This is a genomic window from Aquabacterium fontiphilum, from assembly GCF_009909205.1.
Taxonomy (GTDB): Bacteria; Pseudomonadota; Gammaproteobacteria; order Burkholderiales; family Burkholderiaceae_C; genus Aquabacterium; species Aquabacterium fontiphilum.
The window spans coordinates 191,134-208,905 of sequence record NZ_JAAAPN010000007.1; the positions used below are offsets into that span (position 1 = coordinate 191,134).

Here is a 17,772-nt window from a genome sequence, read left to right on the forward strand (position 1 = left end):
CTCCGCTCTTTATCTGGCGGACGGGTCTTCTTCAGGGCGTGTCAGCAGATGCGGTAATGACGCTTTTAGCATCTTCTTGAAAGAAGGATGCTCTGTTGAAAACCGATCTGCGCCGCGTAGGAAGCTCTCGATGAGCAGTCCCGACCAAGGACGGGGATAACCAGCTGCAAGCTTCCCGCCGAGGACCATTCCCTGGAAAGGCGGAATGGCGTGTTGAGCCATCAACTCGGCCATCTCGGCATGCGGGTCCACTCCCAGCGCGGCGTACAGACCGCCGCCTCCTACCGGACGGGTGTGTTTGACCGGCGTCTGGTCGATGATGACCTGCCTTCGCCCTGCGTCGGCACAACGCTTCGCCCATAACAAGTCCATCCCCCACGATGATTTGTTGATAGTGAATGTGGGCAGAAACTCGCGTAGCGCCCAAGCGTCCATCATCGGCGTCATCACCTCGACAAAGTTCGTGTATCGATAGCTGAAAGCGTGGTGCTGAACCGTGACGAGGTGAGACACAAACGAGTCTGGCGTCAGAGCCGGCTGTCCCACTGCTGCACCCGAGGCCGTGAAGACCTCGAACAGTTCATTGATGCGTGCGGGCTCGAACAGCAGGTCGTCGTCGGGCATCATCACCGCACGGTAATCCTCGGTTTCAGGACGCTCGGCAAAGAAGCGAGACAAGCCATGGAACTTGGACGGGGAACCAGAGCTGTCGATCAACGCATCGCCAAACGTTCGCTGACCGACGCCTGCGTTCTCCAGGACGCGCGGATCGTATGCGAGCGTGACGAGGTCCCACTTGCGGTCGGCGGGCAGGGACCAGTCGAAATGCAGCGCGTTGCTGCCCGCGCGGATGATCACCAGATAGGGGCGTGCGGGGCGAGGGCGTCCGGCGGTTGCGGTGCTATGCGTTGGGCTCATGGTCTTGTGTGGGCGATGGCAGTCTCGAAGCGTCGAGTCGGCAACCAACCTGGAAGTGGGCTGTACCCGCGCCATGTGGTCATGACCTCTCTATCCCGGTAAGGACGCCCCCCCCAAACGATCGGCACTGTCAAACCAGTGGCAAGCTCAAACGCTTCGACCAGAGATTTCAGTGGTACTGGTTGGCCCGATGACAGGCCGTACCGGGTGTGCGCCTGCGCTTGATTAGGCAGCATGCCGGCCGTATGCACAAATGCATCCACCACGTCTTCGACATGGACCAGGTCGATTTCCTGTTCTCCGGGTGACATGTACAGCGGCTGCTGCGCGAGCGCGGTCTTCCAGAGCAGTGAGATGAGCTTGCCGCGAGGATCGTCTGGTCCGTAGGTGTCAAACAGCTTCAGGGTGCTGACCTTCATCTTGCCGACGCTTGCGTAATAGTCGACGACGGCCTCAAACGCTTGCTTGGTCGCGGCATAGAGGTTCACAGGCTGATTCTCATCGTGGCTCTGATGCTGCCAGGACGTCCCCGTGTTCACGAGGTATCTGACGCCGCAACCGGCCATGGCCTCCAGCAGATGTGTCGGCATCTGGATGTTGCTCTGTACCAGCCTGTCCAGGTCTTCGGCGCGGTGCTGAGCGAGATAGAGCGAGGCCAGGTGGAAGACCACCTCGGGCTTCGCTGAGGAAACGGCGGCCTGCATGCTGCTGATGCTGCCGTCGTAACAATGCACGACTAGGCAGTTCTCGATATCGGCGAATGTGGCGAGCTGCGACGAGGTTCTGACCAAGATGTGGGTTTCGATGCCCTGCTCGACCAGTCGCCGTGTCAACCTTCCGCCAACGTAGCCGGTGGCACCAGTAACGAGAACCCGTCGCGGCGCGTAGGGTGTGTCAGACATGGCGAAACGGCGTGTCGAAACATGCCAGAGTCGGGAACTGCTGATCCCGGGCTGAAACGACGGGGTCGTGCACCGGCCAATCCAGTTCGATCGAAGACCAGAGAATGCCCGCATCATGGGCTGGCGAGTAAGCGCTCGTCACGTTGTAGATCAGAGTGGCCTGCTCACTGAGCACGCAGAAACCGTGCGCCATACCTGGCGCAATATAGACCGCATTGCCCTTGGCTGCACTGAGCGCGAAGGTTGCCACGTGTCCGAAGGTAGGCGAGCCTTGGCGGATATCCACCACCACATCCAACACCTCCCCGGCCACGCAGTACACCAGCTTGGCGTGGTCGTGCGGGGGGGTCTGAAAATGCAGGCCGCGAATCACGCCCCGGTGGGAGTGGGAGTAATACTGCTCGCAGAATGCCGAGGCCAGGCCCAGCCGCGCGAACTCGTCCGCATGGAACGGCTTGACGAAGCGGCCACGCGGGTCCTCAACGACCTTAGGCTGGAGCTCAAGGCAGCCAGCTAGTGCGCTGTGCTGTACGGTGAACATCAGAAGTTCACGCCCAGAAATTCTTCGATCTTCTCGGCAATGAAGTCCAGGTGTTCGTTCGTGAGGCCGGGGTAGGTCCCGAGCCAGAACGTCTGGTTCATGACGATATCCGTGTTGGTGAGGTCGCCGCTGACGCGGAAGTTGCGTCCCACCATGTAGGGTTGCCGTGTCAGATTGCCGGCAAACAAGAGGCGCGTACCGATCTTGTTCTGATCCAGGTGGTTCAGCAGATCGACCCGTTTCACGCCAGCCGTCTCTTTCAGGACGACGGGGAAGCCAAACCATGAGGGATCGGAATGGGGCGTGGCCTCAGGAAGATGGAGGAACGCCTCGCAACTGCGCAACCGATCCTTAAGGTATGCGAAATTGGCACGGCGAATGGCGATGAACTCGTCGAGCCTGTCCATCTGCGCCAGGGCGCAGGCGGCCTGCATGTCTGTGATCTTCAAGTTGTAGCCCAGGTGGCTGTAGGTGTACTTGTGGTCATAACCTTCAGGCAGGTCGCCCAGCTTCCAGCAAAAGCGCTTGTTGCACGTGTTGTCCTTGCCAGGCGGGCAGTAGCAGTCGCGACCCCAGTCGCGGAACGACTCGGCTATCAGCTTGAGTTCGGGGTTGTTGGTGAACACGGCGCCACCTTCACCCATGGTGATGTGATGGGCCGGATAGAAGCTCAGCGTGCCGATGTCACCGAACGTGCCCACCATCTGGCCCCGGTAGGTTGCGCCCAGCGCGTCGCAGCAGTCCTCGATCAGCCACAGGTTGTGCTTCTTGCACAGCGCCGTCACCACGTCCAGATTGAACGGGTTCCCCAGCGAGTGCGCCAGCATGATGGCCTTGGTGCGCGGCGAAATGGCTGCCTCGATCTTGCCAGCGTCAATGTTGTGCGTCGCCAGATCCACGTCCACAAAGACCGGCACAGCGCCGAATTGCAGGATCGGGTTGACAGTCGTTGGAAACCCGGCAGCCACACCGATTACTTCATCGCCTTGTTGAATGGCGCGGTTGCCCAGGCGTGGCGAAGTGAGGGTGGAGAAGGCCACCAAGTTGGCCGACGATCCAGAGTTGACCGTGATGAGGTGTTTGACCCCAAGAAATCGAGCGAGGCGCTCTTCAAACATGGCGTTGAAACGTCCCGTCGTCAACCAGCCGTCGAGACTGGCTTCAACCATGTTCTTGAGTTCTGGTGCGCCAATGACCTTGCCCGATACCGGGACCGGGGTCTGGCCTGGAACAAAAGGCTGCGGCGCGAATGCGAGGTCGGCGTACTGCTGAACCAGCTTGGCGATTTGTTCGCGAATGGCCTGAGCCGCTGGCTGCATGATCGGGGTACTTGTCATGAGAGGTCCTTGATGGGGTGCATGACCGATTGATGTGATGCGATCTGATCCAGGCAGAGACCACGGATGTTCTGGCCGTTGATCCATGCTCGGTGCCACTGAGTCGTCTGTTCCAGCGCCGTGCCCAGCGTCCACCGCGGCTCCCAGTTCAGTCGGGCACCGGCCTTGGAAACATCCAGTTTGAGGTAGTGGGCTTCATGGGGGTGGTCGCCTGCGTCCTGTTGCCATTGCGCATCCGGACCCCACAGTTGGGCGACCCTGTCCACGATCCAGATGACGGGGCGGGCGTCTTGGTCCCTCGGGCCGAAATTCCAGGCTTCCGCATACGCCTGGCCGAACTCGTACAGCCGTTCCGCGAGAACCAGATAGCCCGAAAGTGGCTCAATGACGTGTTGCCAAGGACGGATCGCGCGTGGATGACGGATGCGGACAGGCTCTCGTTGCGAAAACGCACGGAGAATGTCTGGAAGCAGGCGGTCGGCCGCCCAGTCGCCGCCACCGATCACGTTGCCGGCTCGGGCCGTTGCAACGGCGATGCCCTGGCTTGCCAGAAACGATTGCTTGTAGGCACTGGTGACAAGTTCGGCGCAGCCTTTGCTATTGCTGTATGGGTCCCGGCCGCCCATCGGCTCGTCTTCGCGGTAGCCCCACACCCATTCCCGGTTGTCGTAGCATTTGTCCGTGGTCACGTTGACGATGGCCCGAACGCTTTCACAACGGCGGGCCGCGTCCAGGACATGCACGGTGCCCATCACGTTGGTCGCATACGTCTCCACGGGCTCAGCATATGAATGTCTGACAAGCGGCTGGGCAGCCATGTGAATCACGATTTCCGGCAAACAGGCTTTGAACATCCGGTCAACCACCTCCGGGTTCCGAATGTCGCCAATCACACTGTTCATGCCGTCAGAAACGTGCGCCTCGTCGAAGAGCGCAGGCGACGTTGGAGGATTCAATGCCAGGCCATGCAGCTCAGCCCCTAAGGATTGGAGCCAGAGGCTCAGCCAGCTCCCCTTGAAGCCGGTGTGACCGGTCAGCAGGACCCGCTTGCCTTTCCAGAAGGCCGGATTGACATTGATCATGGCCGTTCAGTCCCAGAGCTTCCAAGGCGCCTTGCCGCTCGCCCACAACTCCTCGAGGTGGTGCTTGTCGCGCAGCGTGTCCATCGGCTGCCAGAAACCGTGGTGCTCGAACGCCATCAGTTCACCTTCGTGCGCCAGGCTCATCAGCGGCTCCTGTTCCCATATGGTGGCATCGCCATCAATGTAATCCAGCACCTTGGGCGAAAGCACGAAGAACCCGCCATTGATCATGGCACCGTCGCCTTTCGGCTTTTCCTTGAAGCTGGCCACCCGCCCACCTTGGATGTCCAGGGCGCCAAATCGGCCCGGCGGAAAAGTGGCTGTGAGCGTCGCGAGTTTGCCGTGAGATCGGTGGAAGTCGAGTGTCCTTCCAATATCGATGTCGCCCACGCCATCCCCATAAGTGAAGCAGAAGGCCTCCTCGTCGCGAATGTGGTCTGCAACCCGCGCAAGGCGTCCTCCCGTCATGGAATCGTCTCCCGTGTCGACCAGTGTGACCTTCCAGGGCTCAGCGCGGCGCTCATGCACATGCATGGTGTTGGCTTGCATGTCGAAGGTCACGTCGGACATGTGCAGAAAATAGTTTGCGAAGTACTCCTTGATCACATAGCCCTTGTAGCCGCAACAGATCACGAACTCGTTGATCCCGTGGTGAGAGTAGAGCTTCATGATGTGCCAGAGGATGGGCTTGCCGCCAATCGGCACCATAGGCTTCGGCCGCGTAGATGTTTCTTCGCTCAGGCGTGTGCCGAGGCCGCCAGCAAGAATGACTGCTTTCATGTTGCTGATCCTGCGTTGGGAGTGGGGGTGGCGGAACAGACGAACGCGTCGGAGTGGAAACGTCCGGGGCTCAGCCCTCTGGCTTGAAATGCTTCGCTCGCACTCTTGATCATGGCTTCCGAGCCGCACGCATACACGACGATGTTGTCCAGCGGGGCTGGCTCTGCAAGGAATGCGTCTTGTACATGACCGCGGGCACCCGTCCAAGAGGCGTCCGATCTGGATAGGACCGGGATGTATCGCACTGTAGGCAGCAGCATCGGTCTCAGGTCCATATACAAGTCCGTCTCGCTACGCCCGCCCCATAGTAGGGTGACCGACCGTGGTCGTTCGGAGGTGTCCAGCCCCGGGAGGGATTCCAGAATGGCCTTGATGGGTGCGATACCTGTCCCCGTTGCCAGCAGCACAATGTCGCGATCCGCCGCCGGTCGGAGGAAAAAGGATCCGAGTGGCCCCTTGAGGCGCAATAGGTCGTTTGGCTGCGCTTGCTCAAACCAGTACTGGCTCATCAGGCCTCCTGGCACCGCCCGAATGTGCAGCTCCAGTGTCTTGTTCTGTACTGAGGCGCTCGCGAGAGAATAGCTCCTGCTGATGCCTGCTGGCCCGGTGATGTCCACGTATTGCCCCGGCAAAAACGTGAAATCGGCGGTAGGAGGTAGTCGCAGACGCACGCGGAGCACATCGCGAGCAACGCGCTCTAGCGTGCTGACGCGGCACGGCAGGTTCCTGACGGCAGGCAGGGTGACACCGGCAAGCGTTTCCGCCTCGAGTGTCATGGCGCTCTCGGCCGTGCGTACGCAACTCAATATCCAGCCAGCCTGTTTTTCGCTTTCGGACAGACCCATCTCAGGCTGCAAGAGCTTGCTCGTGCCCGAGACGACGCGGCACTTGCACGTGCTGCATCGCCCGGTCTTGCAACTGTACGGCAACGTGATCGACGAGGTCGCAGCTGCGTCGAGCAAAGAGGTGCCGGGCGGACAATCAAAGCTTGCACCGGAGGTGAGGGTGATAGAGCTCATGCGAGTCTCTTGGTGGGCGATCCGCCCCGGCAATGTAGGGAATGGGCGCGCGGGCATCACTTCGCCACGCGCCTTGAGCGGAACCGATTTTAGGTGCGGCCTCGTCGAGCGTTACGCTGAAAAGCGCGTCAAGTGCGCCTATATCGCTCGGGGGCGTCTGGGGGTGGCGCCAGCGCAACCATGGCTTACCCGGATGGTGCCCCGAGCCGGGATCGAACCGGCACGCCCCATTTCTGGAAGCGGCGGAGTTTAAGTCCGCTGTGTCTACCGATTTCACCATCGGGGCGACGGTGTTGAGTGTACCGGGCCTGATGATGGCGACGCGCAACATCTTGCGAAGCGGCTCAAAAACGGTGTATAGTTCAGGTCTTCGCTGATTGCGACACCAACGCAGTCAAGCAGCAGAGCAAGGCTCTGAGGCAAGGCGATATGCGGGAATAGCTCAGTTGGTAGAGCGCAACCTTGCCAAGGTTGAGGTCGCGAGTTCGAGCCTCGTTTCCCGCTCCAGTTTGCGTAAAAAGGGAAGCCCAGCGCTTCCCTTTTTCACACGGCGCGGTAGCAAAGCGGTTATGCACCGGATTGCAAATCCGTGTAGGTCGGTTCGACTCCGGCCCGCGCCTCCACCTTCGAACCCCGCTTCGGCTTGCCGGAGCGGGGTTTGTGCTTTTCGGTGGGCGTGAATTGGCGCCGCAAACGCCGTGTTTCTTCCTCATCACCCCGGTGTGCGCAGTGGGAGACTGCTGGCAGCGCTGGCATGGCGATGGAGATCATGACCGCGCGTGCTGGGAGCACACACTTTGGACGCACAGGGCCCCGCCGCCTCTTTGCCTGAACACGCCGCGCCTGCGGCGGACCTGCTGTCGGCTGATCCATTGCTGGCGGCTGTGACATGGCTGTGCCGTCATCACGGCGTGGATCGCTCTCCCATGTCGCTGCTGCATGCGGCGGGGGCGCCGTCGCCCGTGTCGCCTGCGCAGATGGTGGCCATGCTGCATAGCGCGGGTTTCGAGGCCGCCATCGTCGCCCGTGCGCCGAGCCAGGTGCTGTCCGTGCTGCTGCCGGTGGTGCTGTTGATGGCGGATGGGCAGGCTTGCGTGCTGTTGCGGCGCCTGCCTGCCGCGCAAGCTGACACGGGCGCCCTGTACGAGATCCTTGACCCGGCTCATCCTGACCACGTGCGCGTGGTCAGCGAGGCGGATCTGACGGCGCGCTACTCAGGCTACCTGTTGCTGGCCGGATTGCGCACCGCATCGGCCGATGGGCAGGCCGCGCGAGACAGCGGGCTGGGGCATGGCCACTGGTTGTGGGGCACGATTCGTCGCTTCCTGCCGTACTACCGTTCGGCGCTGCTGGCGGCATTCCTGAGCAACGTGCTGATGCTGTTCACCGGCTTGTTTGCGTCGGTGGTATATGACCGCATCATTCCCACCCAGGCGTTGGTCACTCTGTGGGCCATGGCCGTCGGCGCGTTCGTGGCCATCGGTTTTGACCTGGTAGCCCGCCAGATTCGCAGCTACCTGATTGACACCGCAGGCAAGAAGGCCGATCTGGCGCTGGGTAACCTGATCTTTCGCAAGGCGCTGGCCATCCGGCTGGAGCAACGGCCGGACTCGGCCGGGGGCTTCGCGCATCGGCTCGCACAGATCGAGCTGGTGCGGGACTTCTCGACTTCGGCCACGCTGACCCTGGTCAGCGACCTGCCATTCATCGCACTGTTCGTGCTGGCGACATGGCTGGTGGCCGGGCCGCTGGTGGTGGTGCCGCTGGTGGCCATCCCCGTTCTGCTGGGGCTGACGTGGGCCATCCAGAGCGGCCTGCGCAAGCTCATGGCAGCCAACATGGCACAGCATGCCGACCTGCACGGCGTGATGGTCGAGGCGGTCGAGGGCATGGAAGACATCCGCGCCGCAGGCGCGCATGGGCATTTCCTGCGGCGGTATGAAACGGCAAACGCGGCGGCGGCCATGTCATCGTTGCGGGCCCGCATGGCCGCCAGCGGTGTGAACAACGTGACCATGGTGTCGCAGCAGATTGTCACTGTGTCGGTATTGGTGTGGGGCGTGCATCTGGTGGGCGATGGTGCGCTGACCTCGGGCGCCATCGTGGCCGCCATGATGTTCAGCATCCGTGCGGTGGCGCCGCTGAGCAGCGTGGTGAGCCTGGCCACCCGATACCAGGGCGCCCGCGCCGCGCTGCGTTCGCTCAATGAGCTGATGGCCCTGCCGGACGAGCGCGAGCCGGACAAGCGCTATCTGCCCTTGCCCAACCTCAAAGGCGATCTCGCGCTGCGCGACGTCCGTTTCGCATACCCGGGCGCCACACCGCAGGGCGAGCCGCCACCCATGGTGCTCAAGGGCGTGAAGCTCGAAATCCGGGCGGGTGAACGTGTCGCGCTGCTGGGCAAGATCGGCAGCGGCAAATCCACGATCCTGCGGCTCATGGCCGGTCTGTACCAGCCCACCGAGGGGTATGTGGAGGTGGATCGACTGGACCTGCGTCAGATTGATCCCGCGGATTTCCGCGCGCAGGTGGGCTACCTCTCTCAAGAGCCGCGCCTGTTCAACACCAGCCTGCGCGACAACGTGTTGCTGGACCGTCCCAATGCCGATCCCGCCTGCTTCCATGAGGTGGCCATGCTCACAGGGCTGGACAAGATCGCTGCAGCGCACCCGCTCGGGTTCGACCTGCCCGTGGGCGAGATGGGCACGATGTTGTCAGGCGGTCAGCGGCAGCTGGTGGCGCTGGCGCGCTGCCTGGTCACCCGGCCGCGCGTGATGCTGCTGGATGAGCCCACCAGCTCGATGGATGCGCAGGCCGAAGCGGGCTTCATCCGTCATCTGAAGAATGTGGTGAACGACTGCACGTTGGTGGTCGTGACGCACCGGCCTGCGGTGCTGGACGTGGTCGACCGCGTGGTGGTGGTCGATGGCGGCCGCGTCGTGATCGATGGCCCGAAGGACAAGGTGCTGGCCTTGCTGGCGGGGCAGCGCCCTGTGGCCAACCGCGCGGAAGCGGCGGTCAAAGCAGTGGAGTCTGCGCAGGTGCCAGAGGTCGGGCAGGGCGCCGGGGTGCCTGCCCCGGTGGAGGGTTGAGGCATGGGCTGGTTTGGTATCGGCCGAAGTGGGCCCCGGGCGCAACAGGGTGATGCGCGCTTTCTGGCGGGCATCCGGGAGGCCCAACTGGTTGAATCGACACCACGCAGCAACCTGGCGTTGGTGCTCATGCTGGCAGTCGTGGGCGCCGTGATCGTCTGGGCGGCCGTGTCGGAGGTCGACCAGGTCGCCCGAGCGACCGGCAAGGTGGTGGCCGACGGCCGCGACCAGGTCATTGCCAGCCTCGAGGGAGGCATCCTGCACACGTTGAAGGTCAAGGAAGGCATGGTGGTCGAGGCCGGCCAGGAGTTGTTGCTGCTGGACCGCACACGCGTGGAGGCACAGCAGAACGAAGGGCAGGTCAAGCGGGTGGCGTTGCTGGGCACGCAGGCGCGTCTCACGGCCGAAAGCACCGGCCAGGCGCTGCGCTTTCCACCTGAGGTCCAGCGGGTGCGTGATGTGGTGGCCGCCGAGACCGAGGCCTATGCCGCACGACGGCGGGCGCTGGACGAGGCCGTGGTGGTCTATCGACGCAGCCTCGATCTGGTCAACCAGGAGTTGGCCATGGCGCAAACCATGTCGGCCCAGGGCCTGATGTCTGAGGTGGAAGTGATGCGTTTGCGCCGCCAGGCCAATGACCTCAGCCTGCAGATCGCCGAGCGAACCAACCGCTTCCGGCAGGATGCCTCGACCGAGTTGGTGCGCATCCGGGCCGAGCTGGCCCAGGTCGACGAGCAAATGGTGGTCAAGCAGGACGTGCTGACCCGCACGGTGCTGCGATCGCCAGTCAGGGGCGTGGTCAAGAGCATCAAGGTCGGCACACTGGGTGGCGTGGTGACGCCGGGCGCGCCCATCATGGAGATCGTGCCTCTGGGCGATCGCATCCTCATCGAGGCCCGCGTGAAGCCGGCCGACATCGGCTTCGTGCGCACCGGGCTGCCTGCTGAGGTGAAGCTGTCTGCGTATGACTACTACACCTATGGCGGGCTGAAGGGTCAGATCGAATCCATCAGCCCGGATGCGCTGATGGACGAGACCCGGTCCCCGGGCAGCGATGGCAGCTATTACCGCGCGCTGATCCAGGCCGACGCCTCGACGTTGCGCGCGCAGGGCAAGCCCCTGCCGATCCTGCCGGGCATGACGGCGACGGTGGACATCCGGACCGGGGAACGGTCGGTGCTCCAGTTCCTGCTGCGGCCGCTGTTCAAGTCGCGCGAAGCCTTCCGGGAGCGCTGACGTGCCAACCCATCAGTGTGTGAGGCGGGTGGCGACGACCATGGCCATGGCCTTGATCATGGTCTGCGCGAACGCGATGACGACCACGGCCTGGGCCAGCAGTTGCCGCGAAGCGCTGTGGCGAGCGCAGCCTGATGCCGCCACGCCCAGCGAACCGGTGGTGCCCATCGTGGGCGAGCGCGATCTGGCCACCGCGTGGCGACCGCTGGCCGAGCGGGCCGCCGAGCGCAGCAACGAATGGGGGGCGGCGCGGCTGCTCGCTGAGGCGGCACAGCATGATCTGCGTGAAACCGAGGCAGGGCGCTTGCCCCAGGTCGGCCTCACAGGCAATCTGGTGGGCGCCGGTGGGCGTGTGGACGGACAGCGCCGCGACGCGACACACACGGCCTCGCTGGGCGTGAACGTGTCGGGCCGCCTCTATGACTGGGGCCGCCTGGACCAGCTCGCAGCGTGGCGCCGGGCGCAGGCGGATTCCGCCCGCATCGGCAGCGACCTCGCGCGCGAGCAAGTGATGCTGGCCACGGTGGCCGCGGTGGCAGACCTGTCCCGTTACCGCGCCCATGCACAGGTGTATGCGCGGTATGCGCAGTCGCTCGATTGCCTGGTCGCCTCGCTTGAGCAGATTGTGGCGGTGGATCGCGGCCGAGGCAGCGAACTGCTGCAGGCGCGCAAGACCCGCGCCCAGGCGGAGCTGGCCCGCGATGTCGCGCAGGCTCAGGTTCGGCAGATTGGCCTGCGGCTGGAGAAACTGTTGGGCCCCGGATACGAGACGCGCCTGCCACAAGCCGCAGTGACACGCTGGGTGCCTGAGCGCGAGCAGGTGCTGCAGGGGGTGGATGCAGCGCCCGAGCTGCAGCAGTTGCGGGCGCAGGCCGAGGCCGCAGAGCGGTTGGCAGCGTCCATCGAGGCGGGTCGCAAGCCGCAGTTCTTCTGGTCGGTCAACGGCGCAGATGCCCAGCAGGGCGAGACGCGTGTGTCCAACTGGCAGGCCGGCGTGGGCGTCAGCTACGCGCTGTACACCGGTCGGGCGGATGAATCGGCGTTGCTGGCCGCGCTGCGGCGGGCCCAGGCCACGCGCGAGCAACTGGAGGGTGTGCTGGCCACACGGCGAGCCCAGGCCGCCGAGCTGCATGATGCCGCCACCACGGCGTTCGAACGGGCCGATCAATACGCCCTCATCCTGCGCGACAGCGAGCAGGTGCGGCGCGCCACCATCCAGCAGTGGGCGCAGTTGGGGCGCCGTTCGCTGTTTGACGTGATGTCGGCAGAAAGCGAGCATTTCAACCTGCAGGTCGCCCAGGTCAATGCCCTGTACGATGGCTTGCTTTCTACACTGCAGTTGCAGGCGCTCGGCCCCGGGTTGCCGCGCTGGCTGGGCCTTCAGGAACCGTAACGGGTGATCGCCATGCTGAATGTTCATTTGCCGCAACCTCTGTATGGTCAGCACACGCATGAGCGGCTGATCACGGCAGACTGCACCCGTGCGGGCCAGACGGTTCACCTCTATCCTGCGCACTATCCCGATTTCGCGGCGCCAGTCGACGCGGTGACGCTGCGTGTGGGTGGGCAAATCCTCAAGGCCGAGGTGGTGGGTGCGCCCGAGACCCTGGCCTACGCCTACACCTTGCCGCAGTCGGTGGCGCCAGAGACGGCGGTGGAGATCTGGCTACATGACCAGTTTGCGGGGCGCGTCGTGCCGCGCGCGCTGCCCCTGACGCGCAAGGTGACGCTGACGGCCGCAACGCTGTTCAAGAACGACTATACCCAGCTGGAAACCTGGGTGGATTACCATGCGGCGCTGGGGTTTGAACGCTTCGTGCTGTACTTCAACGGCGAGTTGGCGCGCATCCTGCCCGAGGTGGCGGCCTGTGCGGCGCTGCGCGATCGGGATGTGCTGCTGGTACCCTGGCCATTCGCGTACTGGGCCGAAGGCCTGGGGCTGGGTGCAGAGGGTCTGATTGCCGTTCATGGCGCCCAGGCCGATCTGTCTCAGCGCGGGCGCGACTGGCATCACGCGCAGCAACTCATGCTCAACCACGCGCTGGTGGTGCTGCGCGGCACGACGGACTACCTGGGTTTTTTCGATCTGGACGAGTACTTTCGTCCGGCTACCGGGGTGCACTCACTGGCCGACCTGTGCCGCCACCACGGGCAGGACGTCTACATCTTCCAGAGCCGTTGGGCAGAGTTGCCTGGCAGCGAGGTGCCAGCATGGGGCGATGATCGCCATTTCTTCGACCGTCATCCCGTGTTGGCTGCGCCGGAGTGGGTGCCGTTTCCATCACGCACCAAGTACATTGCGCGGCCAGAATGCATTGCGAGCACGGGGGCACACGTGCCCAAGGCCACGATGGCTGGCACGCGCATGGTCAAGGTCGAGCCGGAGGTGGTGGGGCTGTACCACTTTCACTGCTTCAGCGGCAAGGCGCCGCGCCGCAACCTGATCACGCCCGGTGGTGTGTGGGCCGAGGTACCCGATTTTCTGCCTCAGGGCATGGCGGCCGAGGCGGCCACCGCCTGAGGTCAGGCGGCGCTGACCTCGCGCAGCGCCAGACCCGGTGGCATGCAGAAGTCGTGCACGGGCACCCACTCGCCGCCGGGATTCACGAAACCACGCCGGGGCGCCTTGCCGCTGAAGCAGTGGAAGTGATAGAGGCTGGCCAGTTCGGGTTGAACCACGGCCGTCCTGGCCGCGGCGCGGGTCAGCCGTGGATAGTGCACGCGCGTGGAGCAGATGTGATCGAGTCGCGCGATGTACTTCGTGCGATGAGGGAATGGTTCCCACTGGCTCGCCGCCTCGATCGCTTCATGCGCCAGGAAGCGGCCGTCGTCCGCCCAGCCGGGCACGCGGTTGCTGCTCAGCTCCGACCAGCGGCTCTGGAAGATGTAGACGTCCTGACCATGCGCACGGATGAAGTCGCACAGGCGGTCGCCTGACTGGACGGAGAAATACTCGTCCAGATCGAAGAACCCGATGTACTCGGTCGTGCCCCTGAGGAAGATCAACGCGTGGTTGAGCATCAGGTGCTGCGCGTGATGCCAGTTCAGGCGCACAGTGGAGATGTCCGTGCCGTCACCATGCTGGGCCAGCAGGGCCTCGTTGCCCAGCGGCGCACCGTCGACCCAGTAGCTGTAAGGCCATGGGATCAGCAGCAAATCATGTTGCAGCAGGTCGGCGCGTTGACTGAGCCGAGGCAGGATGCCGTCCAGCGTGCCGTTGTAGTACAGCACGAAGCGGTTGACGCCATGGTGGGCGTGAAAGTCGATCCATGAGGCCAACTGCGCGAGGTCATCCTTGAAGAGCGTGGCGGCCGTCAGGTAAACGGGCTCCAGCTCCGGCCGCCGGCTCATGCGGTATACGCCGAGCTCGCGACCGCCGATGGCGATCTCGAGCTGGTCGTGGGGGGCGTTCAGTGTGTATTCGTGAGCAATCGGGTCGCCCGTCCAGATGTCCTGGCCATCCAGCGGCTGGCCATCCTGCTTCAGCGACAGCAGCGGCCGGGGCGCAGCGAAGTCCGGATACACGGCCGGGAAAAGATGGACCCGGTCGTCCAGCCGGCACAGGTCTGGTGTGATGAGTCGCTCGTGCGAGTGGGGGGCATACACGGGCTGGGGAACATGGATGCGCAGCATGGCAGGGATCACCAGGTGTGCAAGGTCTTGTTGCGTTGGCCGAGGAAGTCCTCGCCGATCAGGAAGAAGGTGCCGTCGGGCCACGACTTCAGATGCCGGATGCCCACGGACACGTTCGAGCCGCCATTGCCGAGGAAGAAATCGCATCGAGCGGCCAGCCAGGCGTCGAGGATGACCTGTTCACCGACCTCGACGCCGGAATGGCCTGCGTAGTGCACACCGGTCTGCGAGCTGCTGCGGATCACGTCCAGCGACAGGATGCGGTCGCCATAGCGCTCCTGAAAGCAAGCCAGCATGGGCGCGCTGTCGGTCAGCAGGAAGATGGACAGGGCGGGATTCACGCTGAGGATCTTGTCGATGGCGCCATAGTAAGCCTCGTTGACCTCGTGCAGGTGGCGGATCTCGTGGACCTTGTCGCTGCCCCGTACATGCACGGCCAGCCAATGGCGTCCCTTCAGGCGCTCTGCCCACAGCCCGTCGACCCGCTGCGCCAGATGGGGCTTGAGGCGAAGGTACTTCTGTACGATTGCGCGGTAGATCTGCGAGCGGGTGAGCCCAGCGTAGGGGCTGTCGGCCGGGATCCAGGGCATGAGGTCGTGCACCTTGGTGTGGAAGTCGCTGACAACGACTTCTTCGTCGCGCCCGAGCAGGTGCAGGCCGGTACAGCGCGAGCCGGGGCCCTCCCACTTGCCCACATCCTCGTCCGCCAGCTTGCTCGCCGACCACTTGCCCGGGAAGTAGCGTTGCCCGGGCTGTTGCAGGTCGGTCAGGCAGGCCGGTGAGACCGGTTCGAAGAAGGCGGTGAATGCGTTGTCAGCATCGGGCGCGCGGAAAAGGCTGTTGCGGCCCCAGCGCACGACCGGGATGCGCCCCGTCAGGTCGGCCAGCAGCAGCATGCTGAGCACATGGTCCAGATCTGACCAGAAGCCATAGCCCCAGGCCTTGATCAGCAGGTAGCGGGGCGATGAGCGTGCGCTGCGCGCCGCGTCGCTGCGCTGCTGGGCCACGCGGGCCGCATGCCACGCCGCCAGGACGGCAGGGTCGTGCGGAGCGATCTGCCGCGCCGCCTGCCAGCAATCGGCTGCCACATGGTGCACGCCTGCGCGGGTGGCGATTTCGGCGAGTGTGCGCCAGGTCAGGAGGTCGCCGTCGCCGCGCTCCAGGCGGTCTCGGCACAGAAACTCGGCCAACTGCAGATTGCCCCGCGCGAGCGCGGCCTCTGCGGTGTCCTTGGCTGGGTCGATGGGGGTGGCGTGCGCCATGTCAGTGTGCCTTGTCCGTCCGGGATGATGTCGGACACAGCGCATCATGCTGCCCGCCAAGCTGGCTGGCGCGCCAGAGGCTGGTGTAGATGGCTTCCAGGTTGCGGCAGAACCCACGGGTGTCGAACAGCGGGCTGCCGGCGCGGTTGGCAGCCAGGCGTTGCTTGATCTCGGCCAGGCGGGCGGGGTCGCGTGCCAGCGCCAGCGCCAGCGCTTCGTACGCGGCCAGCGAATCGGTGACCAGCTCGCTCAGGCCCACACTGTGCAGCAGACTGCCCGCCACACGGGCCGGGAAGGCCTGTCCCATGTAGGTCACCACCGGCAGGCCCGCCATCAGCGCGTCGGCAGCGGTGGTGTGGGCGTTGTAGGGGTGTGTGTCGAGGAACAGGTCGGCCTGGCGGTAGCGCGCCAGGTGGTCCTCGACGAGGGGCACGCGCTTGGCGAACACCAGCCGCTGGGCATCGACACCGTGCGCTTCGGCCTGGGCACGCAGGTTACGCTGCGACACCTCGTTGCGCGACATCAGCCACAGCACGCTGCCCGGCACCTGCTTGAGCAGCCGCATCCACACCGCAAACACATGCGGTGAGATCTTGTAGTCGTGGTTGAACGAACAGAACACCACGCCCTCATCCGGAAGGCCGCATTCTGCCCGGGTCGGTGTGCGCTCCGATGGCCGGATGCTGGCGTCGGTGGGCAGGTAGGTGTCGGGCAGGTAGATGACCCGCTCGTCGTAGTAGCGTTGGTGTTCCGGTGGGATCACGTGCGGGTCGGCAATGATGTAGTCCATCATGTCCAGCCCCATGGTGCCGGGGTAGCCCAGGTAGTTGACATGCACCGGCGCCGGACGGTGCAGAAAGATGTCCGAGCGCGAATCCGAGGTGTAGCCGGCCAGGTCGATGGCAATGTCGATCTCCATCTCGCGCATCAGCTGGGCGATCTGGCGCGAGCCCATGCCTCGGGCGTCGATGAAGTGGTCGAAAGCCTGCTTCATCCGCTCGCGCAGGCGGCTGCCGTCGTCGATGCCGATCGAGATGGCCGTGGTTTCGAACCGGTTGCGGTCATGCTGCTCCAGGATACCGGCCATCAGGTGACACACCGGGTGCTCGCGAAGATCGGGTGACACGTAGGCGATGCGGATGCGGTCATGCCGGTAGCGCTCGCCTCGCCACAGTGGCTCGCCCCGGAAGGGGAAGCGGTGCTGCGCAAAGAGCTGTGCACAGCGCTGGTGATCGGCTGCGGAATCAGAAATCGCCATCAGGCCCAGGGATTTGCAGGTGCGTTCGCCGGCGCGCAGGCCCTCGGTGATGCGCTGTGCCGTGATGTCGAAATCGGTCCAGTCGCAGGCGTGCAGCCGCTCATAGCACAGCAGCCCCAGACCGTAGTCGTACTTGGGGTTGAGCGCCAGCAGGCGCTGGAACATCCGGATGGCCTCTTCGCTGCGCTTGAACTCGGTGAGCAGGATGGCGCAGTTGCCGATGGCTGACTCATGGTTCGGGTTGATCGCCAGCACCTGGTTGAATCGCTCGAGCGCCTTGGCGTGCTGGTGCAACTCGCGCAGCAGCGCGCCGCTGTTGATCAGCACTTCGGTGTAATCGGGCTTGAGCGCCAGTGCGCGGTCGTAGCTGGCGAGCGCCTCGGTGCGCAGGCCGAGCGCTTGTTGCACGGAGGCGTGTGCAAACCACAGCGGCGCGAAGTCGGGATTGGCCTGGGTACCGCGTTCGGTCAGCGGCAGCGCCAGTTCGGCCTGCTTGCGCTGCAGCAGGATCACTGTGAGCGAATACAGCGCGATCGGATCGTGTGGCTCGGCACGCAGGTGATTGCGGAAGAGAACTTCGGCTTCGTCCACCCGCCCTTGGCCCTGCAGCTCCACACCCCGGATCAGGGCGGCTCGATCGGCCACCATCGGCTCTGAAGTCGGCTCGGCGGTCGATGCTGGCGGTTCGTTGGCGAGCGCGGTGTGTGACATG

14 protein-coding genes and 3 tRNA genes are annotated in these 17,772 nt (G+C 64.1%); 6 read left to right on the forward strand and 11 right to left on the reverse strand.

All coding sequences use genetic code 11. The features are described 5' to 3' along the window. Nucleotides 1–9: 9 nt before the first annotated feature. From GTZ97_RS10205 to GTZ97_RS10240, 8 genes are all read right to left on the reverse strand, one after another. On the reverse strand, nt 10–918 hold the full coding sequence (locus GTZ97_RS10205; protein ID WP_161650476.1) for a hypothetical protein: 909 nt from the start codon (nt 916–918) through the stop codon (nt 10–12). Continuing rightward, nucleotides 915–1,820, reverse strand: coding sequence for an NAD-dependent epimerase/dehydratase family protein (locus tag GTZ97_RS10210; RefSeq protein ID WP_161650477.1), 906 nt, complete (start codon nt 1,818–1,820; stop codon nt 915–917). Before GTZ97_RS10210 ends, GTZ97_RS10205 begins: the two co-directional genes overlap by 4 nt. Next, nucleotides 1,813–2,361, reverse strand: coding sequence for a dTDP-4-dehydrorhamnose 3,5-epimerase (rfbC, locus tag GTZ97_RS10215; RefSeq protein WP_161650478.1), 549 nt, complete (start codon nt 2,359–2,361; stop codon nt 1,813–1,815). Before rfbC ends, GTZ97_RS10210 begins: the two co-directional genes overlap by 8 nt. Then, a complete protein-coding gene (gene rfbH / locus GTZ97_RS10220) occupies nt 2,361–3,698 on the reverse strand; it encodes a lipopolysaccharide biosynthesis protein RfbH (protein WP_236651127.1) in 1,338 nt (445 codons plus the stop codon). The genes rfbC and rfbH overlap by 1 nt, the downstream gene beginning before the upstream one ends. Further along, nucleotides 3,695–4,780 (reverse strand): CDP-glucose 4,6-dehydratase, encoded by a 1,086-nt coding sequence (gene rfbG / locus GTZ97_RS10225; protein ID WP_161650479.1) that lies wholly within the window; start codon nt 4,778–4,780, stop codon nt 3,695–3,697. The genes rfbH and rfbG overlap by 4 nt, the downstream gene beginning before the upstream one ends. A 6-nt stretch (nt 4,781–4,786) precedes the next feature. Then, nucleotides 4,787–5,560 carry a glucose-1-phosphate cytidylyltransferase gene (gene rfbF, locus GTZ97_RS10230; RefSeq protein WP_161650480.1) on the reverse strand — a complete coding sequence of 258 codons (774 nt, stop codon included), beginning with the start codon at nt 5,558–5,560 and terminating at the stop codon, nt 4,787–4,789. Next, nucleotides 5,557–6,579: an FAD-binding oxidoreductase gene (locus tag GTZ97_RS10235; RefSeq protein WP_161650482.1), complete on the reverse strand. Its 1,023-nt coding sequence runs from the start codon at nt 6,577–6,579 to the stop codon at nt 5,557–5,559. The genes rfbF and GTZ97_RS10235 overlap by 4 nt, the downstream gene beginning before the upstream one ends. Nucleotides 6,580–6,773: 194 nt before the next feature. After that, nucleotides 6,774–6,865 (reverse strand) — tRNA-Leu (locus GTZ97_RS10240). A gap of 145 nt (nt 6,866–7,010) precedes the next feature. On the opposite strand from GTZ97_RS10240, the gene GTZ97_RS10245 reads away from it, so the two are divergent. From GTZ97_RS10245 to GTZ97_RS10270, 6 genes are all read left to right on the forward strand, one after another. Continuing rightward, nucleotides 7,011–7,086, forward strand: a tRNA-Gly gene (locus GTZ97_RS10245). Between the two features lie 42 nt (nt 7,087–7,128). After that, a tRNA-Cys gene (locus GTZ97_RS10250) sits at nt 7,129–7,202 on the forward strand. 156 nt (nt 7,203–7,358) lie between these two features. Further along, nucleotides 7,359–9,671: a type I secretion system permease/ATPase gene (locus tag GTZ97_RS10255; RefSeq protein WP_161650484.1), complete on the forward strand. Its 2,313-nt coding sequence runs from the start codon at nt 7,359–7,361 to the stop codon at nt 9,669–9,671. A gap of 3 nt (nt 9,672–9,674) precedes the next feature. Beyond that, nucleotides 9,675–10,907, forward strand: a complete 1,233-nt coding sequence (locus GTZ97_RS10260; RefSeq protein ID WP_161650485.1) for an HlyD family type I secretion periplasmic adaptor subunit — start codon at nt 9,675–9,677, stop codon at nt 10,905–10,907. Nucleotides 10,908–10,953: 46 nt separating this feature from the next. Next, a complete protein-coding gene (locus tag GTZ97_RS10265; RefSeq protein WP_161650488.1) occupies nt 10,954–12,300 on the forward strand; it encodes a TolC family protein in 1,347 nt (448 codons plus the stop codon). A 12-nt stretch (nt 12,301–12,312) separates the two neighbouring features. Beyond that, nucleotides 12,313–13,428 carry a glycosyltransferase family 92 protein gene (locus tag GTZ97_RS10270; RefSeq protein ID WP_161650490.1) on the forward strand — a complete coding sequence of 372 codons (1,116 nt, stop codon included), beginning with the start codon at nt 12,313–12,315 and terminating at the stop codon, nt 13,426–13,428. Between the two features lie 2 nt (nt 13,429–13,430). Here GTZ97_RS10270 and GTZ97_RS10275 read toward each other — a convergent pair whose 3' ends face one another. From GTZ97_RS10275 to GTZ97_RS10285, 3 genes are read right to left on the reverse strand one after another with little or no spacing between them, the layout of a single operon-like run. After that, nucleotides 13,431–14,540, reverse strand: a complete 1,110-nt coding sequence (locus GTZ97_RS10275) for a glycosyltransferase family 92 protein (RefSeq protein ID WP_161650492.1) — start codon at nt 14,538–14,540, stop codon at nt 13,431–13,433. Nucleotides 14,541–14,548: 8 nt separating this feature from the next. Then, entirely contained in the window at nt 14,549–15,802 is a 1,254-nt protein-coding gene (locus GTZ97_RS10280) for an O-fucosyltransferase family protein (RefSeq protein ID WP_161650494.1), read from the reverse strand. A 1-nt stretch (nt 15,803) separates the two neighbouring features. Next, a complete protein-coding gene (locus GTZ97_RS10285) occupies nt 15,804–17,771 on the reverse strand; it encodes an O-linked N-acetylglucosamine transferase, SPINDLY family protein (protein WP_161650495.1) in 1,968 nt (655 codons plus the stop codon). Nucleotide 17,772: the final 1 nt, after the last annotated feature.